This window comes from Pseudoclavibacter endophyticus, assembly GCF_008831085.1.
Lineage (GTDB): Bacteria > Actinomycetota > Actinomycetes > Actinomycetales > Microbacteriaceae > Pseudoclavibacter > Pseudoclavibacter endophyticus.
Genome location: NZ_WBJY01000002.1, coordinates 241,463 through 267,715 on the forward strand (window position 1 = coordinate 241,463; position 26,253 = coordinate 267,715).

Here is a 26,253-nt window from a genome sequence, read left to right on the forward strand (position 1 = left end):
GGGAACGTTGCCGAGACATGCCAATGTCGCGGCCGTCCCAGCCATGCATGGTGCGCGGGAACCGCCGATGCCGGCGCAGGAGCATCGGGCCATGCGACGTCGCACCTCCGTCGCGTGACGCCGATAGCCTTGCGCGCATGTCTGCGCCGCCGTCGGGAGCCTCGGGGCCGGGCGTACCGCCGGAGCGGACGCCGCGGCGCGCGCTGCTCGTCGCCGTGCTCGGCGCCATGAGCGCCTTCGGCCCGATGTCGATGGATTTCTACCTGCCCGGCATGCCCCGGCTCGCCGACGAGCTCGGCGCGGGCGACTCGCTCGCGCAGGCGACCATGGCCGTGTGCATGCTCGGGCTCGCGGTGGGCCAGCTCGTCGTCGGCCCGTGGAGCGATCGCGTCGGCCGCCGCCTGCCGTTGCTGATCGGCGTCGCGCTCTTCGCCGTCGCCTCGGTCGGATGCGCTTTCGCCCCCACCATTGAGGTGCTGCTCGCCGTGCGATTCGTGCAGGGGGTCGGCGGCGCCGCGGGGCTCGTCGTCGCACGGGCGATCGTGCGCGACCTCTACAGCGGCGCCGCAGCCGCCAGGACGTTCTCGCGGCTCATGCTCGTGATCGGCATCTCGCCAATCCTCGCGCCGGTGCTCGGCGGGGCGCTCCTCGCCTGGACCGACTGGCGCGGTCTCTTCCTGATCCTCGGAGCCGTCGGCGTGCTGCTGTTCGTGCTCGCGATGCTCGTCGTGCCCGACACCCTCGGCGCCGCTCGGCATGAGGCCGGCGGTGTCCGCGCACTGCGCCGGCAGGTCGCCTCGGTGCTCGCGCACCGGCAGTTCATGCTGCTCGTGCTCGCGACCGGCGTGAACCAGGGCGTGCTGTTCGCCTTCATCCAGATGAGCTCGCTCGTGTACCAGCGCGAGTACGGGCTCGACGAGCAGACGTTCGCGCTGGCCTTCGCGATCAATTCCGTCGGGATGCTCATCGTGAGCCAGATCAACGGATCGATCGTCAGCCGCTTCGCGCCGGCCAGGATCATGGTCGTCTCGGTGTCGACGGCCCTCGTCAGCAGCGCGCTCGTGGTGGTGGGAGCGGCGCTCGCACTTCCCCTGCTGGCGATCGCGGTCGTGCTGTTCGTGGCCGTGTCGATGCACGGCGCCTCCATGCCCAACCTCAGCGCGCTCGCCCTCGAACCGTTCGCCCGGGGAGCGGGGCTCGCGTCGGCGTTCATCGGCTGCGCACAGTTCTTCATCGGCGGGCTCGTGCCGGTCGTCGCCTCGCTCGCGGGAACCTCGATGCTCACGATGGGCGTCACGATGACCGCCTGCGCCGTGCTCGCCCTCGCACTGGCGCTCCTCGCGCGCCGCGTGGGGCCGGCCGGGGAGCCGGCTGCGCCCTGAACCGGTCGCCTCGTGCGGGAAACTGATGGGATGACTCGGGCGCCCGCGACCTTCGACCTCGACGCGATCGGCGCCGGGCTGCCGTTCGCCGAGGTGGTGTCGAGGCTGGGCGCGGCACTCCGCGACCGCGGTGCTGCCGCGGTCGTGCAGGCGCCGCCAGGCAGCGGCAAAACCACGCTCGTCCCGCCGCTCGTGGCGAACGCGCTCGCGGGCTCCCGCGAGCGGCAGGGGCGCGTCGTGGTGACGCAGCCCCGTCGGATCGCCGCGCGGGCGGCGGCCCGTCGGCTCGCGCACCTCGACGGTTCGAGGCTCGGCGACCGCGTCGGGTTCTCGATCGGCGGCGAACGGGTCGCGAGCGAGACGACGGTCGTCGAGTTCGTCACGCCCGGCGTGCTCGTGCGGCGGCTGCTGTCCGACCCGGAGCTCGCCGAAGTCGGCGCGGTCGTCCTCGACGAGGTCCACGAGCGGAGCCTCGAGACGGACCTGCTCGTCGGCATGCTGGCCGAGGTGCGGCAGCTGCGCGACGACCTCGCGCTCGTCGCGATGTCGGCGACCCTCGACGCGGGCCGGTTCGCCGCGTTGCTCGGCGGCCGGGACCGCGACCAGGCGCGGGAGGAGACGGACGCCCCTGGCGCGGAGGGCGCATCCGCCGCCGCCACCTCCCGGGAGGTCGCCGGGGTTCCGGTCATCGAGAGCCCGGCGGTCTCGCATCCGCTCGACATCCGCTGGACACCGAGCGCGGCGCCGAGGCTCGACGACCGCGGCGTCACGCGCGCGTTCCTCGACCACGTCGCCGCTACGGCGGCGAGTGCCCACGAGGAGCTGCTCGCCGGCGCGCCGGAGGCCGATGCACTCGTCTTCCTGCCGGGGGGCCGCGAGGTCGCGCACGTCGCCGACCGGCTGCGCGAGCTCGCGCCCGGGGCCGACGTGCTCCGACTGGAGGGGCGCGCCCCGGCGCGCGAGCAGGATGCCGCGGTCTCGGGGCGGGCCGCGGGCGGGCGCCCCCGCATCGTCGTGTCGACCGCGCTCGCCGAATCGTCGCTGACCGTGCCCGGCGTGCGTCTCGTCGTCGACGCGGGGCTCGCCCGCGTTCCCAAACGGGATGCTGCGCGCGGCATGACCGGTCTCGTCACCGTCTCGGCGTCGCGCGCCTCGTGCGATCAGCGAGCCGGGCGGGCGGCCAGGCTGGGGCCCGGTCGTGTCGTGCGCTGCTACGACGAGCGCGCCTACGCGGCGGCACCGGCGCATCCGGCGCCCGAGATCGCCTCGGCCGACCTCGTCGAGGCCGCGCTCGTGCTCGCCTGCTGGGGCGCACCGGGCGGCAAGGGGCTCGCGCTGCCCGATCCGCCGCCTCGCGCGGCGTTGGCGGACGCGATCGAGGAGCTTCGCGCGATCGGTGCCGTTGACGCACGAGGGCGGGCGACGGCCGCCGGTCATCGGCTCGCCGCCGTGCCAACCGACCCGCGGCTCGCGAGGGCGCTGCTCGACGCCGCACCCGAGTGCGGCGCCCGGGCCGCGGCAGAGGCGGTGGCGCTCGCGAGCGGCGAGGTTCGGCTCGCCGGGGGAGATCTCGACCGTGCCTTCGCCGACCTGGGGCGGGGAACCCTGCGGCTCGACGACCGCGTGCGGGCGCTGGTGGAACGGCTCGAGCGGCATGCGGCGCGCGCATCGGGGGCGGCCGGTGTCGATGCGGGTGTGGAGGCCGCACGGCGTGCGCCGGGGCTCGTCGCCGCGCTCGCGTTCCCCGGCCGGATCGCTCGACTCGCCGACGCGGCCGCAGGGACCTACCTGCTCGCCTCGGGCACGCGCGCCGCGCTGCCCGCCGGCAGCGCGCTGCGCGGTGAATCGTGGCTCGCCGTCGCGGAGGTGACGCGCGCCGAGGGCCGCGCCGCCGCCGGCACGGGGGCCGTGATCCGCTCGGCGGCGCGTCTGAGCGAGGCGGCTGCCGAGCGAGCCGCGAGTCACGTGGCGACCGATCGCGTCGAGGTCGACTTCGTCGATGGTCGGGTCGTGGCTCGCCGCGAGCGGCGACTCGGCGCGATCGTGCGATCGTCGACGCCGGTCGCGGTGGGCGGCGCGGGTGGCGCGGGTGGCGCGGGTTCGATGGGCGCGGCTCGCACCGACGCGCACGAAGCGGTCGCCAGGGCCCTCGCCCGCGACGGCCTCGGCGTGCTCGCGTGGTCGGACTCGGCTGCGGCCCTGCGGCGCCGCCTCGCCCTGCTGCACCGCGAGCTCGGTGCGCCGTGGCCCGACGTCGCCGACGCCGCCCTCCTTTCACGGCTGGATGAGTGGCTCGCCTCCGAGATCGACGCGCTCGCCGGCGGCACCCGCGCGTCGCGCATCGAGCTGCTCGAGCCGCTGCGACGCCTCCTGCCGTGGCCGGAGGCGGCCCGGCTCGACGCGCTCGTCCCGGAGCGCCTCGTCGTGCCGAGCGGCTCCCGCGTGCGTATCGACTACCCCGCGCCGGGCGACGACGCGCGGCCGGTCATCGCCGTCAAGCTCCAGGAGTGCTTCGGCTGGGCCGAGACGCCCAGTCTCGTCGACGGGCGCGTGCACGTCGTGTTCCACCTGCTTTCGCCCGCCGGCCGCCCGCTCGCCGTCACCGACGACCTCGCGTCGTTCTGGTCGGGGCCGTACGCGCAGGTGCGCGCCGAGATGCGCGGTCGCTACCCGAGGCATCCGTGGCCGGAAGACCCGTGGGCGGCGGCGCCCACCGCGCGCACGAAGGGGAGACGGTGACGATCCGGCCGATCACGTTGCGCATCGCACGGCTGGCGGCCCTTGCGGCCCAGCTGTGCAAGACGCACTCCGAAGCGCCACTCACCCGGCCTGCCAGGATGGAACCATGACGATCACGGCGGCGGCAGACGGCTCATCGCTCGGGAATCCCGGGCCGACGGGGTGGGCGTGGTACATCGACGACGACCGGTGGGCCGCGGGAGGCTTCGCGAACGGTACCAACAACATCGGCGAGCTCACGGCCGTCGCGGAGCTGCTCGACGCGACGGCGCACGTTGACGAGCCGCTGCACGTGCTGTGCGACTCGAGGTACGTCATCGACTCGTGCACCAAGTGGATGCGCGGGTGGAAGTACAACGGGTGGAAGAAGAAGGACGGCAAGCCGGTCCAGAACGTCGAGCTCATGCAGCGCATCGACGCGGCGCTGAAGGGGCGGCGGGTGACCTTCCAGTGGGTGAAGGGGCACTCGGGGCACCCCGAGAACGAAGCGGCCGACGAGCGCGCGCACGCTGCCGCGACGGCGTACCAGCTCAGGCGGGAACCGCTGGCCGGTCCCGGCTTCGGGGGCGGTGATGTGGATGCACCGCATGCCTCGGGCGGCTCGGATGCAGACGGCGTGCGGGCTCCCGCCGCCGGGATGGTCGCGACGGCGCGCGGAGGAGCGGGTGGCGACGGCGCGCCCGCGGCGACGGATGTGGATGCGGGCGGTCGCGCGGAGGCAATCGCGGACGCGGACGACGACGCGGCAGAGCTCGACGTGCGCGGCGATGGCACGGTGAGGCCGTGGGATGACGAGCCGGCCGGGCCGACCGGGCCGACCGACGGCGAGCTTGTCGCACGCCTCGAGCGCGAGCGGCTCGAGGCCGCCGCGCGGGGCAACGCGGCGCGACTCGACGAGCTCCTTCACGACGACTTCGAGTCGATCGACGCGACCGGCCGCCTGGTCGGGCGCGCCGACCTGATCGCGGCGGCGACGGCCGGGGCACGCACGGGCGGGGTGACCGCGGGCTCGTCCGAGGGCTCGGTGCCGAAGGTACGCGCGCGCACGCTCGCCGCCGGCGTGCAGCTCGTGCAGTTCGAGGCAGAGGCGTCGCCGGGGACCGGGGTCGACGGGTCCCGCGTTCGCGGAACGACGACGTGGGTGTTCGAGGCGACCGGCCCGCTCGAGGGGCAGTGGCGGGCGGCGTTCGAGCAGCTCACGCCGCTCGCCTGACGGCGCGGCGACGGTTCGCACCGACAGGGGGGGCACCCGGGTTGACCTTGCCCGTACGGCAAGGTGGAAGATCGTGCGCGTGTCCAACCGTGCAGCGCGGTACCGCGATGTCGTGGGGTGGGAATACGCTTCGTCCCGAAGCACTTCCATCAGCCTGACGGCGCCGTGCCCTGATGAGCCCCGGTGCCGCGCAGCCTGCCATTGCTCGGCCGCCGTGGCGCGCCGACCCTTCGCGAGGAGAATTCCATGCTCGCCAAGCTCCTGTTCAGGGCATTGCGGCCGTACCGGCTCCTGCTTGCCGGGGTGCTTGTCTTCCAGTTCCTGCAGGCGCTCGCGGCGCTCGCGCTGCCGAGCATCAACGCCGACATCGTCGACAACGGCGTCGCCGACGGCGACACCGCCTATATCTGGCAGCAGGGATCGCTCATGCTGATCGTCTCGTTCGGTCAGATCGTCGGGTCGGTCATCGCCACGTTCTTCGCCGCGCAGGCGGCGATGCGGGCCGGCCGCGACATCCGCGCCGGCATCTTCGCGCGCGTGAGCGGCTTCTCCGAGCGAGAGGTGTCGCAGTTCGGCCCCGGCTCGCTCATCACGCGCAACACCAACGACGTGCAGCAGGTGCAGATGCTCGTCATGATGGGCTGCACGATGCTCGTCTCGGCCCCCATGCTGGCGATCGGTGGCATCATCATGGCGCTGCGCCAAGACCTGGGGCTGAGCTGGCTCATCGCGGTCGCCGTGCCGCTGCTGCTCTTCCTGGCGGGGCTCATCATCGCGCGCATGGTGCCGCTGTTCCGTGCGTACCAGGGCAGGATCGATGCGGTCAATCGCATTCTGCGTGAACAGCTCACCGGCATCCGCGTGGTGCGTGCGTTTGTGCGCGAAGACATCGAACGCGAGCGCTTCGACGGCGCGAGCGTCGACCTGATGGTCGTCGGGCGCAAGGTCGGCGAGCTGTTCGTCCTCCTCTTTCCGCTCGCCATGCTGGTGCTCAACGTGACGGTCGTCGCGGTCGTCTGGTTTGGCGGAATCCGGGTGGGCGACGGCGAAATCGAGGTCGGCACGATCTTCGCGTTCATGCAATACGTCATGCAGATCCTGATGGGCGTGCTGATGGCCTCGTTCATGACCGTGATGATTCCGCGTGCCGCGGTGTGCGCGGAGCGCATCTCCGAGGTGCTCGCGACCGATACGTCGGTCACGACCGTCGCGCATCCCGTCACTGACTTCCCAGAGGTCGGCACGGTCGAGTTCCGAGACGCCGGATTCACCTACCCGGGCGCCGACGCGCCCGTGCTGACCGGTCTCTCGTTCACGGCGAAGCGGGGCGAGACCGTCGCGGTCGTCGGCTCGACCGGTGCGGGCAAGACGACGCTCGTGGGGCTGATCCCTCGACTCTTCGACGCCACCGAGGGCAGCGTGCTCGTCGGCGGCGTCGACGTTCGTGAAGCCGACCCCGAGCTGTTGTGGAAACAGATCGGCCTCGTGCCGCAACGGCCGTTCCTCTTCGCCGGTACGATCCGCTCCAATCTCCGGTTCGGCAACGAGCGGGCGAATGAGGACGACATGTGGCGCGCCCTCGAGATCGCCCAGGCCCGCGATTTCGTCGAGAAGAAAGACGGCGGGCTCGATTCGCGCGTCTCACAGGGAGGAACCAACGTGTCGGGTGGGCAGCGACAACGACTGTCGATCGCGCGGGCGATCATTCACGAACCCGACATCCTCGTCTTCGACGACTCGTTCTCCGCGCTCGACCTCACGACCGATGCGAAGCTGCGGCGGGCGCTGTGGAGCGAGCTTCCCGACGTGACGAAGATCGTGGTCGCGCAGCGCGTCTCGACGGTCGCGGATGCCGACCGCATCGTCGTCCTCGACGGCGGGCGCGCCGTCGGCATCGGCACGCACGACGAGTTGCTCGAAACGTGCGACACCTACCGCGAGATCGTGGAATCCCAGCTCGGAGCGGAGGCGGCACGATGAGCGCGATCGAGCACGCGAGCGCTGACGGGGGCCTTTCCGAGGAGGAGGCGGAAGAGCTCGAGCGCGCCCAAGAGGCCATGCGTCAGGCCGGCGGCGGCGACGGGGGCATGGCGGGCGGCAAGCCCAAGCGGTTCTGGCCGAACTTCAAGCGCCTGCTCGGGCTGCTCGCGCCGTTCAAGGTCGTGCTGTGGTCGGTTGTCGTCATGGGCGCCGTCGCGGTGATCCTGCAGGTCGCGACCCCCAAGATCCTCGGTGAGGCGACCAACGTCATCTTCGAGGGCGCCATCTCGGCCCAGCTCCCGGAGGGGCTGACGCAGGACATGGTCGTCGAGAGCCTGCGCGCGCAGGGTGAGGACGACTTCGCCAACATGGTCGGCGCCATGAACATCACGCCGGGTCAGGGCATCGACTTCGAGCGGCTCGGCATGATCGTGTTGTTCGTGCTCGCGCTGTATCTCGCGGCCGAGTTCTTGATGTGGCTGCAGGGCTATCTGATGAACCTGATCATGGTGAAGGCCATGTACAGGCTTCGCGGCCGCGTCGAGGAGAAGATCCACCGCCTGCCCCTGAGCTACTTCGACCGAGTCCAGCGCGGGGAGCTGCTGAGCCGCGTCACGAACGACATCGACAACATGACGCAGGCGCTGCAGCAGTCGCTCTCGGGAGCCGTGACGAGCATCCTCACCGTCTTCGGGGTGCTCATCATGATGTTCTCGATCTCGTGGCGGCTCGCGCTCGTCGCCCTCTGCATCGTGCCGCTGACGGGCATCGTGATCGGTGTCATCGGCCCCCGCTCGCAGAAGGCCTTCACGGAGCAGTGGCGGCGCACCGGTCGCCTGAATGCCCGCGTCGAGGAGTCGTTCTCGGGTCACGCCCTCGTCCGCGTCTTCGGGCGCGAACGCGACGCGAGGGACGCCTTCGAGGCCGAGAACGAGCAGCTGTTCAAGGCCAGCTTCAAAGCGCAGTTCCTGAGCGGCATCATCATGCCGGCGATGATGTACATCGGGAACCTCTCGTATGTCGCCCTTGCGGTCGTCGGAGGCCTGCTCGTCGCGAGCGGCAATCTGCGGCTCGGCGATGTGCAGGCATTCATCCAGTACTCCCAGCAGTTCACGCAGCCCTTGACGCAACTCGGCGGCATGGCGGCCGTTGTGCAGTCGGCCACGGCGTCGGCCGAGCGGGTATTCGAACTGCTCGACGCCGACGAAGAAGAGGCCGACGCGGCCGACGCACCCGAGCCGGCCCGCGGCGACGGCACGATCGAGTTCCGAGACGTCGCGTTCAGCTACGACCCCGAGACCACCCTCATCCACGACCTGAACTTCACGGTGAAACCGGGTCAGACGGTCGCCATCGTCGGCCCGACAGGGGCGGGGAAGACGACGCTCGTCAATCTCGTGATGCGCTTCTACGAACTCGACTCCGGCTCGATCGTGCTCAACGGGCAGGACACGGCGGCACTGCGCCGCCACGACGTTCGTGCACGCACGGGCATGGTGCTCCAAGATCCGTGGCTGTTCCAGGGCACGATCCGCGACAACATTCGGTACGGAAACGAAGACGCCGGTGAGGAAGAGATTCTCGTCGCCGCTGAGGCGACCTACGTCGACCGATTCGTGCGGACCCTGCCTGACGGCTACGAGACGGTGCTCGACGAGGAAGCCTCGAACGTGTCGGCCGGCGAAAAGCAGCTGATCACGATCGCGCGCGCATTCATCGCCGACCCGGAGGTGCTGATTCTCGACGAGGCGACGAGCTCGGTCGACACCCGCACGGAGCTGTTGCTGCAGAAGGCCATGGCCGCGCTCCGGCAGGGCCGCACGAGCTTCGTCATCGCGCACCGGCTGTCGACCATCCGCGATGCCGACCTCATCCTCGTGATGGAGAACGGCGGCATCGTCGAGCAGGGCACGCACGATGAACTGCTTGACGCGAAGGGCGCCTATTGGCGGCTCTATAACTCGCAGTTCGAGCAGGCGGCGGTCGAGGTCGATGACACGCCGGTCACAACCGGAGCGGTATCGATTCCCGCGCCTCCGCCGGGCGGCGGCATGATGGGGTGACGCGTCGGGGCCCGGGACGGATCGGACGCGCGAGGGTACCCGAGCACGGCCGGAACGGGTACCCTCCCGGGAAGGACGGGCGCCACGAGGAGGTGGTTGCGTGCATCACGCCTCCGTGCCGGGGCTTCCGGCGCCGCTTCGCGCGTTCCCCGCGATCCGTTCGCGAGATCCTGCGGAAACGCACGCCGCCGCGACCAGGCTCATGAATCAGCACAGGATGCGCGTGCTCGGCAGCGCCGAGGCCTTCGACGCCGATATTCGCCGGGCCGAGGTCGGCAACCTCGGCCTCCTCTCGTTCGCCTACGGCGCCCCCGTCGAGATCACGCCCGCTCCGCTCGAGTCGTTCGTCGCCGTGCACGTGCCGCTCGCGGGTCGTCTCGACATCACCGCCCAGCGGGGTGAGCCGCGGACCGCGAGTGTCGGCCCGGGTGCGGGAGCCATCATCTCTTCGACCGACCGGGTCCGCATGCGTTGGTCACGGAACCTCCGACTGCTCGTGCTGCGCATCGATCGCGAGCGGCTCGAAGCCAAACTGCGCGACGATTCGGGTGCGTCGCGACCCGGCGACCTCGTCTTCGAGCCGGTCGTCGGGCATGGCGCGGCGGACCGCGCCATCGCGAACGCGATCCGAACCGTGCATTCGACGGCCGAGCACTTCGGGGCGGCCGGCGTGCCAGCGGAGCTCGCGGGCGAGCTCGAAGAGCTCATCGTTTCGCTCCTCGTCCTCGAGCACCGTCACAGTCGGCGCGAGGCGACCGATGGGCGGCGCTCCGGGACACCGCGGGTCCTCCCTGCCGCGCGTGAGGCGCTGCGAGCGTCGGGCGCGGAGCGCGTGACGGTGGCCGACCTGGCCCGCGCCGCGCACGTCAGCGAGCGCACGCTCTACGAGGCGTTCCGTCGCGAGGCGGGATGCAGCCCGATGGCGTGGGTGCGGCGGTACCGGCTGGAGGCGGCGCGACGGGTGCTCGCTGCCGCCGGACCGGCCGACGGCACGACCGTCATCGCCGTCGCTCGAGCGCACGGATTCGGCCACGCTGGTCGGTTTGCCGCCGAGTACCGTGCGCGCTACGGTGAACCGCCGTCGGCCACCCTGCGCGCCTAAGGCTCAGCGCACCCACCGCCGGAGAGGCACGCTCGCGATCCGAATCCCGCGGGTGCCAGCCGGTTTCCGCGGAAATCGATCCTCACGCCCGCGCGCACCGCAGCGCACCCGTACGGTGTTCGCACCGCGCGCGCCAAGGACGGCGCATCGCATCTGCCAGGCATCAAAGGAGATCCAGGCCATGACGAACTCCGACACCGCAACCCCGACCGAGGCTGCACCGGCTGCGCCATCCGCAGCATCCCACCCGCCGCGCCCCCACGAGACGGCCAGTCCCGCCGGTGCATCCGGGAACGGCGACGAGCGCGCGGCGGAGCTCCTCGCCCGCGCCCGTGAGCTGGGGCCGATCTTCGAGGGCGCAGCGCGCGACGCCGAACTCGAGCGGCGCCTGCCCGATCGGGTTGCGCAGGCCATGCGCGACGCCGGCATCTTCTGGATGAAGTCGCCCGTCGAGCTCGGCGGCAGCGAGCTCGATCCGATCGGCTTCAGCGACGTGCTCGAGGAGATCGCCTATCACGATGCCTCGGCCGCATGGGCGACGATGGTCGGCAACGGCACGACCGGCACGATGGCCGGCTGGCTGCCCGCCGAGGGAGTCGCCGAGCTGTTCGGCGGCGAGCGCCTCCCCATCGTCGCCGGGCAGTTCACGCCGCGCGGGACGGCCGTGCCCGTTGACGGGGGCTACCGCGTGACGGGCAAATGGGGCTTCGGCAGCGGCATCGATCACGCCGACTGGGTGGTCGGGGGCTGCATCGTCGAGGGGACGGGCGCGCCGATCTTCGCCGTCGTACCGAAGGCGGAGGCGAACGTGCTCGGAAACTGGAACGCCGCCGCATTGCAGGGCACGGGCAGTCACGACTTCACGCTCGAGGAGGTGTTCGTGCCGGCCTCGCGAGCGATGCCGGCCTATGGCGGAATCCCGCAGCGCGGCGGCGCAATCTTCCGCCAGCCCATCATGATCTTCATCTCGAACGAGCTCTCGCCCATCGTTGTCGGCATCGCCCGCCGGGCGATCGACGACATGATCGCGCTCGCGGAGACCACGACTCGCTCACTCGCCGGCGGCCTGCCGAGTCGGGCATCGTTCCTCAAGGCCCTCGGCAAGGCCGAGGCGATGTGGCAGGCCGCCCGGGCCGTGTATCGCGGGGCCGCGCAGGACGGATACGGCGTCGTCGCCGCCGGCGGGGAGATCGACGAAGACACCGTCGCTGAACTTCGCGCGCGGCACACGCTGGCGGCCGAGCTCTGCGACGAGCTCGTGCGCGACTTGTTCAGATATGGCGGCGGGCGCGTGCTGTCAGTGGAGGCGCCCATGCAGCGACACCTGCGCAATCTGCTCGGCGTGCTGCAGCACATCTATCTGTCGGAGGAGAACTACGAGCTCGCCGGGGCCGCACGCCTCAAGCGGTAGGAGGCGTGGGAGTGGCGGTGGCAGCCTGGTCAATCGAGCGTGTCGGGCCGGTGCGGGCGCAGCAGCGGAGCAGCGCAGCCGCGGTCGCCGCGGATCGGCCACGGCACATCAGGACCTCTGGGTCCACAGGTCCGTCCAGCGCACGCCGAGGTCGCGCGCGAGTCGGCGCACGGTCGGCAGCGACATGCCCACGACCGTCGAAGGATCGCCCTCGATGCGCTCGATGAAGGCGCCGCCGAGCGAGTCGATGGTGAAGGCGCCCGCAACCTTGAGGGGCTCACCGCTCGCGATGTACGCGTCGAGTTCGTCATCGCCCAGGTCGTCGACAAAGGTGACGGTGGCGCTTGCAACGGCGCCGACGCCCCGCCCCGCGTGCCCATCCCGCCGCTCCACGAGCCAGTGGCCGGACCACAGCGTGCCGGTACGGCCGCGCTGCGCCAGCCACCGCGCGCGGGCCACCTCGGGCTCGTGGGGCTTGCCGTGCACGACGCCGTCGAACTCGAACATGGAGTCGCCGCCGAGCACGAGCCCGTTCGCCGGCACATCACCCTTCGGCGATGGGGAGGGCGATGGCGCGGCAGGGACGTCCGACGGACGCCGAGTGGGTTCGCCCGTTGCCGGCCGCTCGGCCACGTCGAGCGCCTTGCGCCGCGCGAGTTCGAGCACGATGTCGGCGGGCGCCAGGTCGGCCACGGTGAGACCGCGGCCCTCCGCGTAGTGCTCAATCGCCCAGTCTTCATCGACGCGCGAGGGCACGATCAGTGGTTGCACGCCCGCCTGTTCGAGCAGCATCTTGCGGGCGGGTGAGGTCGAGGCGAGAGTCAGACGCACCCGGCAAGGCTAGCGTCGCCGGCGCCCGGCGCCCGGCGCCCGGCGCCCGTCGCCGGATGCTCGTCCGGCGGCGGTGCGGAAGTGTCGGAGGCGTGAGGTACCGTCGGCGATGCGATGGAGGGAGCTCGATGGCGGGCAGTGGAAGTGGCGCGGGCGAGGCCGCGGCCGGCGCGACGCGCAGTGCAAGGGACTCGGGCCCGCCCCCGGGGGCGGAGCTCGAACTCGAGCCAACCGGCATCGCCCACGGTGGCTTCGCGGTTGCACGGCACGAGGGGCGCGTCGTGTTCATCGCGGACGGCATTCCCGGTGAGCCGGTCCGCGCCCTCATCACGGAGTCGAAGGCGTCGTTCTCGCGCGCCGTCGCCATTGCTCCCCTCACGCCGAGCGAGCACCGCATCCAGCACGTCTGGCCAGAGGCCGGCATCGATCGTGCCCCCGAGCTTCGCGCCGGCGGCGCCGAGTTCGGCCACATCCGGTTGCCGCATCAGCGGGCCCTCAAGGCCGAGGTCGTCATCGACGCGCTGCAGCGCTTCGGGGGCGTCGAGGGGAGCGACCTTCGTTCGCTCGTCGTCGCGCCGATGCCCGGCGACGACGACACGAGCGGCACGAGGTGGCGTACGCGCGTCACGCTGCACATCGACGACGAGGGCCGGATCGGCCCGTACGCCGCGCGCTCGCACCGCGTCATTCCCGTGACGAGCCTGCCGCTCGCGGTCACCGAGCTCGAGGCGCGCGCTCCGCTCGACGGCACGCTCCCCGAGCTCAGCCACGGCGGCGGGACCGTTCGACTCGGCACGGGAACCGGCGAACGGCGCGGTCCCGGCCGCGTCGACCTCGTGGCATCGGCGGGTGACGGCGCGCACGTCCGCGTGCGGCTCGAGCGCGGCCCGAAGCAAAGGCCGGCCGGCGTGATCACGGAGCGCGCCCGCGGCATCGATTTCGCGGTCGACGAAGACGGCTTCTGGCAGGTGCACCGGCACGCCGCCGATGCGCTGGCCGAGACGGTCGCCGACCTCGCGGGGCCGCGCCTCGATCCCGAAGCTCAGCACCTCGACCTGTACGGCGGCGTCGGCCTCTTCGCGGCGACGTTCGCGAGTCTTGGCGCGCCATACGTGGAGACGGTCGAATCAGCGGCTGGCGCCACCGAGCACGCCCGCCGCAACCTCGCCCCGTGGCGGGGACCCACGGCGGTGACGGCTCGCGTCGACCGCTACCTGCGTGACCTCGAGGGCGAGCTCACCGCAGCAGATCGCACCGACCTCGCCGCCGGCACGATCCTGCTCGACCCGCCGCGAGCCGGCGCGGGCCGAGAAATCGCGAACGCCATCGCCGCCCTTCGCCCGGCCCAGATCATCTACGTGGCCTGCGACCCGGTGGCGCTCGCGCGCGACGTTCGGACGCTCCGCGACGACGGCTACGTGCTCGATGAGGTTCGGGCGCTCGACCTCTTTCCCAACACCCACCACGTCGAGTGCGTGGCACGGCTCGTCCGCGAGGGCACCGCATGACGTCGCCACCGAAGGACGCTTCGGGCGCCGTGCTGTTCGAACAGCGCGGCGGCCTGGGGCTTGTCACGCTCAACCGCCCGCGCGCCATCAACGCGCTGAGCCACGACATGGTGGTGACCATGCACCGCGGGCTCGCCGCGTGGGCGGCCGATGACCGCATCCACGCCGTCGCGATCCGGGGCTCGGGAGATCGCGGCCTGTGCGCGGGCGGCGACGTCGCCGAGCTCGCCACGCTGATGCGCACCGACCCAACCGCGGCCGCGGCGGAAGCGGCGTCGTTCTTCCGAGACGAGTACCGGCTCGACCGCGCCGTGGCCCGCTATCCCAAGCCCTATGTCGCCGTCATGGACGGCATCGTGCTCGGCGGCGGCGTCGGGGTCTCGGCCCATGGTTCGCACCGTGTCGTGACCGAGCGGTCGAAGGTCGGCATGCCCGAAACGGGGATCGGCCTGTTTCCCGACGTCGGCGGCACGTGGCTGCTGTCGCGGGCGCCGCAGGGCGTGGGCGTCCTGATCGCCCTCACGGGCACGCCGGTCGGAGCAGGCGATGCGATTCGGGCGGGCATCGCCGACGCCTTCGTGCCGAGCGAGCGCCTCGACCGGCTGCTCAAGCTCCTCGAGACTCGCTCGGCCGACGACGCCCTCGTCGAGGTGCGCGCGGAGGCGCCGTCCGCCGCGCTCGAGTCGGAGGCGGGATGGACGCAGCGGCTGGGTGAAGCGACGAATGCTGCGACCGCGATCGCGATGATCGAGGCCGCCGCCGATGCCGGGTCCGACGCCGCGGCCGGGGCGCGCGACGTCATCGCGACCCGCTCGCCGCGCTCGCTCGCCGTGTCATTCGAGGCGATCCGCCGGGCCGCCGACCTGCCCGATCTTGAGACCGCGCTCATGCAGGAGTATCGGCTCATGCTGCGAATGGTCGCGGCCCCCGACTTCGCCGAGGGCGTGCGAGCACAGCTCATCGACAAGGACCGCAACCCCTCGTGGACACCGGCGACCCTCGCCGAGGTGACGGCCGACGACGTCGACGCCGTCTTCGCGCCGCTCGCCGACGGCGACCTCACGTTCGCAGAGAACTGATCCTCGCCTGGTCCGCGGTGCGCCGGCACGGTCCGCGCACGTCATCCGGGTGGGATCGCTGGGGGCGTCGATCCGGCGCCCACGAGGCCCGCCTGACGCGGCGTGCTCCGGCCGAAGGGCGCGCTGCGGGCTCAGTGCCCGCCGGGGCGCACCAGCAGGATCTGCTCGGCCCGACCGAAGGGGCCGTCGGCATCGTGCAGCACGCTCGACGTGAGCCCGACCCCTTCGGGGCCGTACTGCTGCCGCACCTCGAGGCCCAGCCACTCACCGGCCGGCTGCCGATGCAGGTGCAACTGCAGGTCGACATTCGGGTAGCTCCAGGCTCCGTCGCCGGGGGAGATCCTCGGCGCGAGGCCGTTCGCCACGTCGACCATCCCGAGTAAGCGGGCGAGCGGGGAAGCGGTGACGCCCTCCAGGAGCTCGACGCCCGTTCGCACCCAGAAGGCACCCGAGCCGGCGCGCCGTCCGGGCAGCGGCCGGTACTCGAGCGAACGCACGAAACCGCCGCCCCAGGCATCCATGTGCCGGGACGGCTCCACCGATTCGGGCGGCACGAGCCGAGCGTCCTCCGTGCCGGCCACGCCCGCGGTGTCTGCCCGCGCGAGACGCCAAGCGCGCGCGATGATCGAGGTGCGGCCGCCCGCGTGCCACTGGGCCTCGAGCAGCTCGACCCGCCGGCCGGGGCGCACCACCGCCGACGTGATCTCACACTCGCCGCGAGGGATCATCCCGAGCACGTCGAGCGAGATGCGGCTCAGCGCCTTGCCCTCGCCACCGGGAATGCGCTCGAGGACGTGCGCGAGCAGGCCTGTCGCCGCCGCGAGATGCTGCTCGTTCGGGTTCCAGGCTCCCTGGGTGTGCTCGGTCGACTCGTACCGGTCACCCCCGAGGTTGCGGAAGAAGACGTCGGTCATCGCCGGAGCTCAGCGACCGAACGTGTCGGCGAACGGATCGTTGCCGGGCGCGCCCCGCATGGCGCGGCGCGAGCGCTCCCACCCGGAGCGGCGCGCGGGGATGTCCCGCGGTCGGTCGGCCTGCCGTCCCGCGTCGAAAACAGCCGCCAGGACGGCGACGACCGCCCCGAGCTCCTCGTCGGTCGGATTGCCCGCGACGACGCGTGCGACGGTCGGGTCGAACTCGTCCGGCAGCGAATCTCCGTTGCCCGGGAACGCCATCTCGGTCACAGCGGGATGTTCCCGTGCTTCTTCGGCGGCAGCGACGCCCGCTTCGAGCGGAGCGTGCGCAGGGCCTTCGTGACGATGACGCGTGTCGCCGCCGGCTCGATGATGCCGTCGAGCTCTCCTCGCTCCGCGGCGAGGAAGGGCGAGGCCACGTTGTAGGTGTAGTCGTTCGCGAGCTTCGTCCGCACCGCCGCGACATCTTCGCCGGCCTCCTCGGCGCGCTTGATCTCACCGCGGTACAGGATGTTCACGGCGCCCTGGCCGCCCATGACCGCGATCTCGGCGGTCGGCCACGCGTAGTTCAGGTCGGCGCCGAGCTGCTTCGAGCCCATGACGATGTAGGCGCCGCCGTAGGCCTTGCGCAGGATCACGGTGACGAGTGGCACGGTCGCCTCGGCGTAGGCGTAGAGCAGCTTGGCACCGCGGCGGATGACGCCGGACCACTCCTGGTCGGTGCCGGGAAGGTACCCCGGAACATCCACGAGGGTGATGATGGGGATCGAGAAGGCGTCGCAGAAGCGCACGAAGCGGGAGGCCTTCTCGCCCGCGGCGATGTTGAGGGTGCCGGCCATCTGGCTCGGCTGATTGGCGATGATGCCGACGGGGCTGCCTTCGACGCGCGCGAAGCCGATGACGATGTTCGGCGCGTACAGGGGCTGCACCTCGAGGAAGTCGCCGTCGTCGACGATGCCCTCGATGACGGTGAGCACGTCGTAGGGCTGGTTGGGGGAATCGGGGATGACCTGGTTGAGCAGCCGGTCGTCGTCGGTGATCTCGAGGTCGGCGTCGGAGTCGTAGGTCGGCAGGTCGGCGAGGTTGTTGTCGGGGATGAAGCTGAGCAGGGCCCGCGCGTAGTCGAGCGCGTCCTCCTCGTCGGCCGCGAGGTAGTGCGCGACGCCGGAGGTGCGATTGTGGGCGAGCGCTCCGCCGAGCTCTTCGAAGCCGACCTCCTCGCCCGTGACGGTCTTGATGACGTCGGGTCCCGTGACGAACATGTGGCTGGTCTTGTCGACCATGATCACGAAGTCGGTGAGCGCCGGGGAGTACACGGCGCCGCCCGCGGCGGGGCCCATGATGATCGAGAGTTGCGGGATGACGCCCGAGGCGGCTGTGTTGCGGCGGAAGATCTCGCCGTACTTGCCGAGTGCGACGACGCCCTCCTGGATGCGCGCGCCGCCCGAGTCGAGGATGCCGATGCAGGGAACACCCGTGCGCAGCGCGAGGTCCATGATCTTGATGATCTTCTCGCCAGCGACCTCGCCGAGGGAGCCCCCGAACACCGTGAAGTTCTGCGAGTACACGGCGACGTTCCTGCCGTGGATCGTGCCCGTTCCGGTGATGACGGCGTCGCCGTACGGTCGCTTCGCATCCATCCCGAACGCGGTCGTGCGGTGGCGCACATACTCGTCGATCTCGACGAAGCTGCCCGGGTCGAGCAGGCCCTCGATGCGTTCGCGGGCGGTCTTCTTGCCCTTGGCGTGCTGCTTGGCGGCGGCTACGGCCTCCGCGTCGGTCACGGCGTCGGCGTAGCGGCCCTTGAGGTCGGCGATCTTGCCTGCCGTCGTGCTGACATCGAGGTCGTCCGGCTGCGAGGCGGCATCGGGAGAGGCATTCACGAGTGTCACTGTACCTTTCCGCGGCACGCCCACTGGCGTGGACGAGAGGGGCGGGGCCGCTCCGGCGGCCGCCGCTCCGCGGGGCTTGAGGTTGCGGATTGCGCAGGCCCCCGCCGGTGCAGCGAGTGGGTGGCCAACCCTGCACCCGAAGGTCCGTGCCGGGTGGTGACCGAGATGCTGCGGGCGCGAGAGCGCGCGAGTACCGTAGGCGCAGGAGCATGCCGAAGGGGGAGCCTGGTGATGCCGAACGGAGATGGCCCGCGCCGAATCAGACCCGGCGACGACCTCGGCGCCGTTTTCGGCACGAGTGCGTCGAACGGTGATGACGCCCCGTCGAGCGTCTGGGCGGGCGCGGCGCCGCCGACGCCGCCGGTGGACGGTGCCCCCCAGGCGCCGGCCGCTTCGCCCGCTCAGGTTGCGCCACCCGCCCTGCCCGCGGCGACACATCCCGCCCCGCCCGCGGCGGCGCAGCCTCGTCCGGCTTCGCCCGGTCTCCAGCCGCCGCAACCCGCCTGGCCCGCCGCGCCTGACGCTCGCCCCGCCCCGTCCCAGGCCGCCCCGTCCCAGGCCGCCCCGGTCCAGGCAGGCCACCCGTTCGGGCTGGACGGCCCCGCGATCGCACCGGCTGCATCCGTTCCGGCACCGACCGTGCCGTCGGCAGGGGCGCTGCCGGCGCATGAGCCGCAACCCGTCTCGGCACTCGCGACGCTCGGTCTCACCCGGCGCCTGGCCTGGGCGCTCGTGCTCGCCGCCGCAGCGGTGCTCGTCGCATTCATGCCCGCGGCGCCCCTCAACGTCGGGGCGAGCGGCGTGCTGGCGCTCGCGGGCATCGTCGTGCTCATCATCGACCGGGTCCGGGAGCCGCACTCGACGCGGGGCCTCGTCGCCGCGCTCGTCGCGCTCGTCGTCCTGCTCGGCAGCGTCGGCCTGGCGATCGCGCTCATCGGGCCGCTCACCTCGTTCGCGGATCTCTTGGCGGGCGCATGACGGGCACGACGAGGGGTGACGCGGGAGGGCGATTCGTGGTCCGCCTCGACGAGTCGCCGTCCACCAACGACGAGGTGCGCCGGCGCTGGGCGGCCGACGACTCCGGCCGCGCCCTGCCGCACCTGTCGAGCGTGACGACCGAATCGCAGACCGCGGGCCGTGGCCGACTCGGGCGGCAGTGGGTGTCGCCCCCAGGGGCGAGCCTCGCCGTGTCGACCATCCTTCGCCTCGACGGGGGAGCGGGGACGTGGCTCGGGTGGATCCCGCTTGTCGCGGGCCTGGCCCTGCGCGACGCGCTCATCGATCTCCTCGGTCACGGCAGCGCGGCGACCGGCGAGCGGGATGCACAGTATGGGGCCGGCGATCGGGTGCGGTTGAAGTGGCCGAATGACGTGCTGGTCGACGGCGGGAAGATCGCCGGCATCCTGGGCGAAGTGCTCGGCGCCCGCGACGACGAGCTCGCCGTCGTGATCGGCTGCGGCATCAACCTGCGGTTCACACGCGAGGAGTTGCCGGTTCCGCACGCGACGTCGCTCCTCCTCGCCGGGGTCGACCCCATCGACGGCACCCGTGTCGAGCGTCGCTACCTGGCGGCGCTCACGCGGCGGATCGACGCGCTGACGCGAGCGGGCGGCGACGCGGTCGAGGCGGGGCTCTTCGACGACTTCACGGCGGCCTGCGAGACGCTCGGCCAGCGCGTGCGTGTGGCGCTGCCCGGCGACACCGCCGTCGTCGGCGCCGCCGAGCGCATCGACGCGCGCGGGCAGCTGGTGGTGCGCGACGACGCCGGCACCGCGCACACGATCGCGGCGGGCGACGTGCAGCGCGTGCGCCCGGCCGAGTCGTGAGCGCCGTGGATGCTCAGGCCGGAGGGCCCGCCAGCGTGAAGTAGACCTCGTGGTGCAGCGAGCAGCCCGGATTGAACGGCGCCGCGCACCGCGGACAGCTCGACGCGTCGACGTACTCGGCGATCGTGAGCTCGTGGCCGCACACGCCGCAGAGCACGGCACGTTCGCCGACCTCGTCGGCGCGCCACCGCTCGATCCGATGGTCGCGCATCTCGGCGTGGCAGTGCAGGCACGGAAAGTACTCGCCGCAGCAGCGGAACCTGATCGCGACGACGTCGAGCGGTGATCGGTAGTGGATGCAGCGGGTCTCGTTGTCGACGACCGGCCCGTGCACGACGGGCCGGCTCACGAGCGACCGTTCCCGGTCACGAGACCGGCGAGCCAGGCGGCCACGCCGTCGTGCCACGACGGCGCGACAGCGACCACGGCGACCGTGACGAGCACGGATACGGCCGCGAACATCCAGTCGGCCGCGGCCAGAGGCACCCGGTGGCGCTCGGTGCGGTGCTCGGAATAGCCGAATGCCCGCGCCTCCATGGCGATGGCGACACGGTCGGCGTGCCGCAGGGCCGCCGCGAGCAGCGGCACGGCCGTCGACAGCTGCGCCCGCAGCCACGCGACGGGCCCGCGCCCACCGATTCCCCGCACGCGGTGCGCCCGCCTGATGGTCTCGAGCTCACCCCGGAAACGCGGCACGAACCGGAACGCCGCGAGCGCCGCGTACCCGAACCGATACGGCACACGCAGCTGCTGCACGAGCGAGCGAACGAAGTCGCCCGCCGAGGTCGTGCTGCCGGCGAGCAGCGCGAGCAGCACGATCGCGACCATGCGCAGGCCGGTCTCGAGCCCGTCGAGCCAGCCCGCGAGGTGGAGCGGCCACGGGCCGAGCTGCGCGAGCAGGGGCGTCGACCCGACGGCGTCCCGGTCTGCCCAAACCCCGAGCGTGATCGACAGCACGAGCGCGACGAGGGGTGCACCGATGACGACGCCGAGCTTCGAGCGGAGCGAAAGCGAGGAACCGGTGACGATGAGCGCGAGGGATGCGGCGATCGCGACGAGCGGCGTCGCAAGATCGCGGACGAGGAACATCGCGACGATCAGCGGGAGCGTCGCAACGAGCTTCGCGAGCGGATGCACCCGGTGGAGCCACGGCAGGCGCGTCGCGCGAGCGGTGGTCAGCGTCGGGCGATCGATGACCGTCACGGGGCCGCTCCCGCGTTGTCGCTCGCGCATGGTCGGCTGAGCGACGCGAACCGGACGGCGTCGCGCAGGCGCGTGAGGCCGCGAAGCCCCGGGGCATCGGCGGCGCGGACGGCCCGTGCGAGCGGCGGGAGGCCGAGCCCGACGCGGTCGAGCGCGTCGCCCGCGAAGACCTCGCCGACGGTTCCCGCGGCTTCGACGCGCCCGTCGGCGAGCACGACGACGTCGCTGGCGTGCTCGGCGACGAGCTGCAGGTCGTGCGTCGCCATGACGACCGTCGTGCCGTCGCGGCGGAGCGCCTCGAGCAGGTCGAGCAGTTCGTCGGCGCGGGCGCGGTCCTGCCCGTACGTCGGCTCGTCGAGCACCAGCAGTTGCGGGCCCTCGACCAAGGCGGTGCCGACCGAGAGGCGCCGTTTGCCGCCGCCCGACAGCAGGTATGGATGCCACGCCCCCTGTTCGAGGAGACCGAACCTCGAGAGGAGGTCGTCGATGCGCGCGGCGACCGTGTCGTCGCCGGCGTCGACACCGAGCTCGAGCTCGTCGCGCACCCGCTGCCGCAGGAACTGGTGCTCGGGGTTCTGGAAGACGACGCCGACGCGCCGGCGCAAGCGCCGCGGCGAGAGCTTCGCGACGTCGACTCCGCCCAGGAACACCGTGCCCTTCGGCGGCCTGACGACCCCGCCGAGTGCGTGCAGCAGGGTCGACTTGCCCGCGCCGTTCGGCCCGACGACCGCGGTGAACGCGCCCGGCCGCACGGTGAGCGAGACGTCGTCGAGGAGCGTGCGCCCGCCGGCCCGGACGGTGAGGGAGGCGACGGCGAGGAGGGGGAGCGTGGCCGGGTGCTCCCCTCGGGGCGCCTGCTTCGTCGGCTCCTCGGGGTGAGAGTTGGGTGTCGGCTCCCCGGGGAGCGGGTGGGGCTGCGCGTGCGGCCGGCCGGGAAGGCCGCCGCCGAGCGACGCGACGAGCTCTGCCGCCGTCAGCGGAGCATCCGTCACCGTCACGCCCTCGGCCGCGAGCATCCGGGATGCCGTCACGCCGATCGGCAGCCACACGCCCGCGGCGGCCAGCTCGGCGGCCCGCCCCGCGAGGACCTCGCGCGGGGGACCGTCGGCGATGATCCGGCCGCTGTCGTCGAGGGCGACGACCCTGGTGGCGATGCGGAGCGCCTCATCGAGGTTGTGCTCGATGAGCAGCACGCCGTGCGTACCCCCGGCGATGAGCGGGGCGAGGGCGTCGTAGACCCCTCGGGCGCCGGCCGGGTCGAGGTTCGCGGTGGGCTCGTCGAGCACGAGCAGCGGCGAGCCGAGCGCGAGCGCGGCCGCGATCGCGAGCCGCTGGCGACCACCGCCGGACAGCACCTCCGGGGCATCCCGTCTTCGGTGCGCCAGCCCAACCGCGGTCAGCGCCTCCGTGACGCGTCGCTCGATCTCTGCCTCGTCGAGACACAGGTTCTCGGGGCCGAAGGCGACCTCGTCGTCGACGGTCGAGGTCACGAGCTGCGCGTCGGGATCTTGGAACACCATCGCCACGTGCGCGGCGGCGTGACCTGCGGGAAGCGTCGTCGCATCGAGGCCGCCGAGCAGCACCCGGCCCTCGACCGCGGCGTCGAGGGCGCGCGGCAGGAGCCCGGCCGCCGCGAGGGCCAGGGTCGACTTGCCGCACCCCGATGGTCCGAGCAGCAGCACCGCCTCGCCGCGGTCGACGGTGAGCGAGACACCGTCGGGCGTCGCCCGGCGCGCGCCCTCGTGCGTGATGCGCAGGCGATCGAGCTGCAGGAGGGGCGCGGCGTCGGCGCGCTTCGTCACTCGGTGCCGTGCGCCACGGGCTCGGCTCGCGGCGGCTCGGTGAGGAGGGGTTCGCGCGGCGCGGGGGTCACCGAGGCGCGATCGGGTCGCAGCCCGCGCCCGACGCCCGCGCGCGCGAGCGCCGTGGCGAGCCAGAGCGCCAGCATCGTGCAGATGAACGGCGAGACGCCGAAACTCACGAAGGCGAGCACGACTCCGGCGGTGCCGAGCGTGTTGTTCGACAGCAGCTGGAACGCCGCGCCCGACGTCACCAGGCCCGCGGCGAGCGACCCGACGGCGAAGAGCCAGGGCCGCCACACGCGATACCGGGCGATGAGGAACGGGAGCTCGTGCAGCACGCCGATGAGCAGCGAGATGAGGAACGCGCCGAAGAAGATGGGCTGGAACGGGCTCGCGATGAGACCCGCGAACGCGGCCGTCAGGAGCCCGGCGCCCGGTCGTTGGATGAGTCGCTGCGCCACGACGCCGGGAATGAAGTAGAGCCCGATCGTAAGCCCGTACGCGAGGGGCAGCAGGTTCGACAACGTGCCGCCGAGCCACGCATTGACGGTGAAGATGACGGCGCCCGCGACGCCGATCGCGGCGCAGCTCATGAGAACGCGGGTGCTGACGTGCTGCATGTGGGCGGGCTCCGGTCGGGAACGGCCAGCAGATCGGCCGTAAGTGAGGTAAGCCTAAGTGTATCGAACGGGTCCGGATGCGCGACCGCGTCGGTGATTCGGCCGGGCAGCCGATCCGCGGCGGCCCGGGGCTGCGTACCGTGAGGTCATGGCAACAGCACAATCGACCGGAACGGACCTGCATGACGAGCCACAGGCATCCGGCCCAGTCGCGTCGCGACCCGAGCCGGCCTTAGCGTCGGGCGCGGCACCTCTCGATGGCGTCGACCCGCCCCGGCTGACGCTCTGGCATCGCATCGCCGGCATCGATCCGAGGCACCTCGACGGCTGGAGGCGACGGTCGCCCGGGTTGCGCGGACTCAAGGTCGACCTGCCGATCGCGGCCCTCGTGGTCGGCATGATGGTGCTCACGGAGCGCTACAACGTGGCCATCGTGAGCACCGCAGACGTGCCCGAAGAATCGGTGGCCATGTACCTCTCGGAGCCTTGGACGGTGTGGGTCATTCCGGCGATGTTCTTCGCCGCGTTCGCCCTGCGCCGAGTGCTGCCGATCGTGACGGTCATCATCGGCGTCGTCGCGTTCCTCGCGGGCCAGGTCGCGCCGTACGGCGAGCACCTCTTCACCCAGATCGCGTGCTTCGTGCTCATTTTCTCGGGCGCGGCGTGGTCGCCGAGGCGGGTGCTCGTGAGCGCCGTGAACCTCGTGATCCTGCTGGTCTTCCTCGCGTCCGGACTGATGAGCGTCGTCGCCTACCTGCGCCTTGGCGAGGTGACGGGCGAAGCGACCGCGCTGTCATTCGTGTTCTCGCTGTTCGCCAACCTGCTCTACGTGCTCGCGGCGGCCGTGCTCGGCTCGAACGAGTACCGGCGCGCCGGCAACGAGGACCTGCTTGCCGTGCGCACGGCCGAACTCCGCGAGCGCACCGAGGCGCTCGAGGCGGAGCGGCGCGTGGTCGCGGAGCAGGCGGTTCGACTCGACCGCATCGAGATCGCGAGGGAGTTGCACGACGTCGTCGCGCATCATGTCTCACTCATGGGCCTGCAGGCGGCCGCTGCGCGCCGCTCGCTCGCCTCGGCGCCCGAGCGCCCCGAGCGGGCCGTGCAGGCGCTGCTCGCCGTCGAGGAGTCGGCGCGTTCCGCGATTACCGAACTGCAGCTCGTCCTGACGACGCTGCGCTCGCCCGCGAGCGAGATGAGTGACCGCGTCGCGGGCGCGGGCGCGGGCGGATCCGGCACCTCGGCCGCCCATGGCAACGCCGCGGCCCCGGCGGCGGGGTCGTCGGTCGCACCCTCGACGCTGTCGGTCGAGGAGATTCCCGCGCTCATCGACTCGGTGCGCGCTGCCGGGATGTCGGTGAGCTATCGCGAGATCGGCGACGCGCGGCCGATGTCGGGCGTCACGGGCCTCACGCTGTATCGCATCCTGCAGGAGGCCCTCACCAATGCGCAGAAGCACGCCGGCCCCGGGGCCGACGTCGATGTCCGGGTGCGCCATCTGGGCCGCGAGGTCGAGCTCGATGTCACCAATGGGCCCCGAGCGCCGGGGCATCGCGCGCCCCGCGGGGGAGGGCGCGGCATCGTCGGGATGCGCGAGCGCGCGACCGCGATCGGCGGCACGCTCGAGGCCGGACCGCGGTCGGCGGAGCTCGGCGGCGGGTTCCGTGTCGTCGCCCGACTTCCCCTCGCGGCCTAGGTTCGCCGCCCGAGCCGGTCGATACGATGGCCTGCGCCGGTGACGTCGCCGCCGCGAGACCGCGGCGCCCGCCCCGCGCCGCTGCATGAGGGGAAACCATGACCGACCCGATCCGGGTGCTGCTCGTCGACGACCACAAGCTCGTGCGGGCGGGGCTGCAGCTCATCCTCGAGGCCGAGAGCGATATCGAGGTCGCCGGTGAGGCCGAGAACGGCGCCGACGCGATCGCGATGGCGGCCGAGTCGCGCCCGGACGTCGTGTGCATGGACGTGCAGATGCCCGTCATGGGCGGCATCGACGCCACGTCGCGCATCGTGGCGTCGCACGGCGGGGCCGTGCGCGTGCTCATGCTGACGACGTTCCGCGACGACGCTGCCGTGCGCGACGCGCTCCAGGCGGGCGCGAGCGGCTTCGTCCTCAAGAACTCGCCGCCTGAGACGCTCATCGAGGCGATCCGGGTCGTGCACCAGGGCGACGCGCTGCTCGATCCGCAGATCACGCGTTCGGTCATCGCGGCGGCCGTCACGGCACGGGCCCCGCATTCGCAGGATGCCGCGGCGGCGTCGGGCTCGCCCGCGGCGGCTGCGGCATCCGGTGCGTCTGGCGCGGTCGCGCCGGAGCCTCCCGCCCTCGCGCAGCTCACGGAGCGCGAGCGCGAGGTGCTGCTGCTGCTCGCCGAGGGGCTGAGCAACGCCGAGATCGCGCAGCAGATGTTCGTGTCGGGGGCGACGATCAAGACGCACGTGTCGAACCTGCTCGCGAAGCTCGGCGTGCACGACCGCATCCACGCCGTGATCTTCGCCTACGAGCAGGGTCTCGTCGGCCCGGCGGCGGAAGCCCCGAGAAGCCCCGAGTAGCGGCGACCTGGCGCCGCGCCGCCACCGGCTACCCGACGGGACAATCGCTCCCGAACGGCTGGTAGCAGATGTCCGATCGGGTAGCTCCTTCGCCGCACGGCCACCCGCGGCTCCGCACGGCTACCCGCGGCTCCGTCC

At 72.2% G+C, this 26,253-nt stretch carries 21 protein-coding genes; 13 read left to right on the forward strand and 8 right to left on the reverse strand.

Annotation, left to right across the window (positions count from 1 at the left end):
* Positions 1-137 precede the first annotated feature (137 nt).
* The 7 genes from F8O04_RS10810 to F8O04_RS10840 all read left to right on the forward strand — a co-directional run bounded on the left by F8O04_RS10810 (position 138) and on the right by F8O04_RS10840 (position 11,890).
* The gene (locus F8O04_RS10810; RefSeq protein ID WP_188726393.1) at positions 138-1,382 is read left to right on the forward strand and encodes a multidrug effflux MFS transporter; all 1,245 of its coding nucleotides are present in this window, start codon (positions 138-140) and stop codon (positions 1,380-1,382) included.
* Between the two features lie 30 nt (positions 1,383-1,412).
* A complete protein-coding gene (locus tag F8O04_RS10815) occupies positions 1,413-4,121 on the forward strand; it encodes an ATP-dependent RNA helicase (protein WP_158029393.1) in 2,709 nt (902 codons plus the stop codon).
* A 106-nt stretch (positions 4,122-4,227) separates the two neighbouring features.
* Positions 4,228-5,334 (forward strand): ribonuclease HI family protein, encoded by a 1,107-nt coding sequence (locus tag F8O04_RS10820; protein ID WP_158029394.1) that lies wholly within the window; start codon positions 4,228-4,230, stop codon positions 5,332-5,334.
* A 246-nt stretch (positions 5,335-5,580) separates the two neighbouring features.
* Positions 5,581-7,314, forward strand: coding sequence for an ABC transporter ATP-binding protein (locus F8O04_RS10825; RefSeq protein WP_158029395.1), 1,734 nt, complete (start codon positions 5,581-5,583; stop codon positions 7,312-7,314).
* Entirely contained in the window at positions 7,311-9,377 is a 2,067-nt protein-coding gene (locus F8O04_RS10830) for an ABC transporter ATP-binding protein (RefSeq protein WP_158029396.1), read from the forward strand. Before F8O04_RS10825 ends, F8O04_RS10830 begins: the two co-directional genes overlap by 4 nt.
* A 100-nt stretch (positions 9,378-9,477) precedes the next feature.
* Positions 9,478-10,479 (forward strand): AraC family transcriptional regulator, encoded by a 1,002-nt coding sequence (locus F8O04_RS10835; protein WP_158029397.1) that lies wholly within the window; start codon positions 9,478-9,480, stop codon positions 10,477-10,479.
* A 181-nt stretch (positions 10,480-10,660) separates the two neighbouring features.
* Complete coding sequence (locus tag F8O04_RS10840) at positions 10,661-11,890, forward strand: acyl-CoA dehydrogenase family protein (protein ID WP_158029398.1); 1,230 nt, start codon at positions 10,661-10,663, stop codon at positions 11,888-11,890.
* Between the two features lie 108 nt (positions 11,891-11,998).
* Here the strand turns inward: F8O04_RS10840 and F8O04_RS10845 are convergent, their stop codons facing one another.
* Positions 11,999-12,721: a Maf family protein gene (locus tag F8O04_RS10845; RefSeq protein ID WP_158029399.1), complete on the reverse strand. Its 723-nt coding sequence runs from the start codon at positions 12,719-12,721 to the stop codon at positions 11,999-12,001.
* 128 nt (positions 12,722-12,849) lie between these two features.
* On the opposite strand from F8O04_RS10845, the gene F8O04_RS10850 reads away from it, so the two are divergent.
* Both F8O04_RS10850 and F8O04_RS10855 read left to right on the forward strand, forming a co-directional pair.
* Positions 12,850-14,229, forward strand: coding sequence for a class I SAM-dependent RNA methyltransferase (locus F8O04_RS10850; RefSeq protein ID WP_158029400.1), 1,380 nt, complete (start codon positions 12,850-12,852; stop codon positions 14,227-14,229).
* Complete coding sequence (locus F8O04_RS10855) at positions 14,226-15,308, forward strand: enoyl-CoA hydratase/isomerase family protein (protein WP_158029401.1); 1,083 nt, start codon at positions 14,226-14,228, stop codon at positions 15,306-15,308. Before F8O04_RS10850 ends, F8O04_RS10855 begins: the two co-directional genes overlap by 4 nt.
* A gap of 131 nt (positions 15,309-15,439) precedes the next feature.
* Here F8O04_RS10855 and F8O04_RS10860 read toward each other — a convergent pair whose 3' ends face one another.
* Genes F8O04_RS10860 through F8O04_RS10870 form a run of 3 tightly spaced genes read right to left on the reverse strand, consistent with a single transcriptional unit; the run spans position 15,440 to position 18,105 of the window.
* Positions 15,440-16,222 carry a thioesterase family protein gene (locus F8O04_RS10860; protein WP_158029402.1) on the reverse strand — a complete coding sequence of 261 codons (783 nt, stop codon included), beginning with the start codon at positions 16,220-16,222 and terminating at the stop codon, positions 15,440-15,442.
* A 9-nt stretch (positions 16,223-16,231) separates the two neighbouring features.
* Positions 16,232-16,483: an acyl-CoA carboxylase epsilon subunit gene (locus tag F8O04_RS10865; RefSeq protein ID WP_158029644.1), complete on the reverse strand. Its 252-nt coding sequence runs from the start codon at positions 16,481-16,483 to the stop codon at positions 16,232-16,234.
* A gap of 5 nt (positions 16,484-16,488) precedes the next feature.
* Positions 16,489-18,105, reverse strand: a complete 1,617-nt coding sequence (locus F8O04_RS10870; protein WP_158029403.1) for an acyl-CoA carboxylase subunit beta — start codon at positions 18,103-18,105, stop codon at positions 16,489-16,491.
* A gap of 240 nt (positions 18,106-18,345) precedes the next feature.
* Between F8O04_RS10870 and F8O04_RS14845 the strand changes: the two genes are divergently transcribed.
* Together F8O04_RS14845 and F8O04_RS10885 are read left to right on the forward strand one after the other, a co-directional pair.
* Complete coding sequence (locus F8O04_RS14845; protein ID WP_188726394.1) at positions 18,346-19,092, forward strand: hypothetical protein; 747 nt, start codon at positions 18,346-18,348, stop codon at positions 19,090-19,092.
* Positions 19,089-19,940, forward strand: a complete 852-nt coding sequence (locus tag F8O04_RS10885) for a biotin--[acetyl-CoA-carboxylase] ligase (protein WP_158029406.1) — start codon at positions 19,089-19,091, stop codon at positions 19,938-19,940. The genes F8O04_RS14845 and F8O04_RS10885 overlap by 4 nt, the downstream gene beginning before the upstream one ends.
* Before the next feature lie 13 nt (positions 19,941-19,953).
* Here the strand turns inward: F8O04_RS10885 and F8O04_RS10890 are convergent, their stop codons facing one another.
* Genes F8O04_RS10890 through F8O04_RS10905 form a run of 4 tightly spaced genes read right to left on the reverse strand, consistent with a single transcriptional unit; the run spans position 19,954 to position 23,565 of the window.
* Positions 19,954-20,289: a CHY zinc finger protein gene (locus F8O04_RS10890; protein ID WP_225735014.1), complete on the reverse strand. Its 336-nt coding sequence runs from the start codon at positions 20,287-20,289 to the stop codon at positions 19,954-19,956.
* Positions 20,286-21,143 carry an energy-coupling factor transporter transmembrane component T family protein gene (locus F8O04_RS10895; protein WP_188726395.1) on the reverse strand — a complete coding sequence of 286 codons (858 nt, stop codon included), beginning with the start codon at positions 21,141-21,143 and terminating at the stop codon, positions 20,286-20,288. Before F8O04_RS10895 ends, F8O04_RS10890 begins: the two co-directional genes overlap by 4 nt.
* Positions 21,140-22,945 (reverse strand): ABC transporter ATP-binding protein, encoded by a 1,806-nt coding sequence (locus F8O04_RS10900; RefSeq protein ID WP_158029408.1) that lies wholly within the window; start codon positions 22,943-22,945, stop codon positions 21,140-21,142. The genes F8O04_RS10895 and F8O04_RS10900 overlap by 4 nt, the downstream gene beginning before the upstream one ends.
* Complete coding sequence (locus tag F8O04_RS10905) at positions 22,942-23,565, reverse strand: ECF transporter S component (RefSeq protein ID WP_158029409.1); 624 nt, start codon at positions 23,563-23,565, stop codon at positions 22,942-22,944. Before F8O04_RS10905 ends, F8O04_RS10900 begins: the two co-directional genes overlap by 4 nt.
* A gap of 148 nt (positions 23,566-23,713) precedes the next feature.
* Between F8O04_RS10905 and F8O04_RS10910 the strand changes: the two genes are divergently transcribed.
* Positions 23,714-25,258: a sensor histidine kinase gene (locus tag F8O04_RS10910; RefSeq protein ID WP_158029410.1), complete on the forward strand. Its 1,545-nt coding sequence runs from the start codon at positions 23,714-23,716 to the stop codon at positions 25,256-25,258.
* A 98-nt stretch (positions 25,259-25,356) separates the two neighbouring features.
* Positions 25,357-26,115 carry a response regulator transcription factor gene (locus F8O04_RS10915; RefSeq protein WP_158029411.1) on the forward strand — a complete coding sequence of 253 codons (759 nt, stop codon included), beginning with the start codon at positions 25,357-25,359 and terminating at the stop codon, positions 26,113-26,115.
* Positions 26,116-26,253 lie beyond the last annotated feature (138 nt).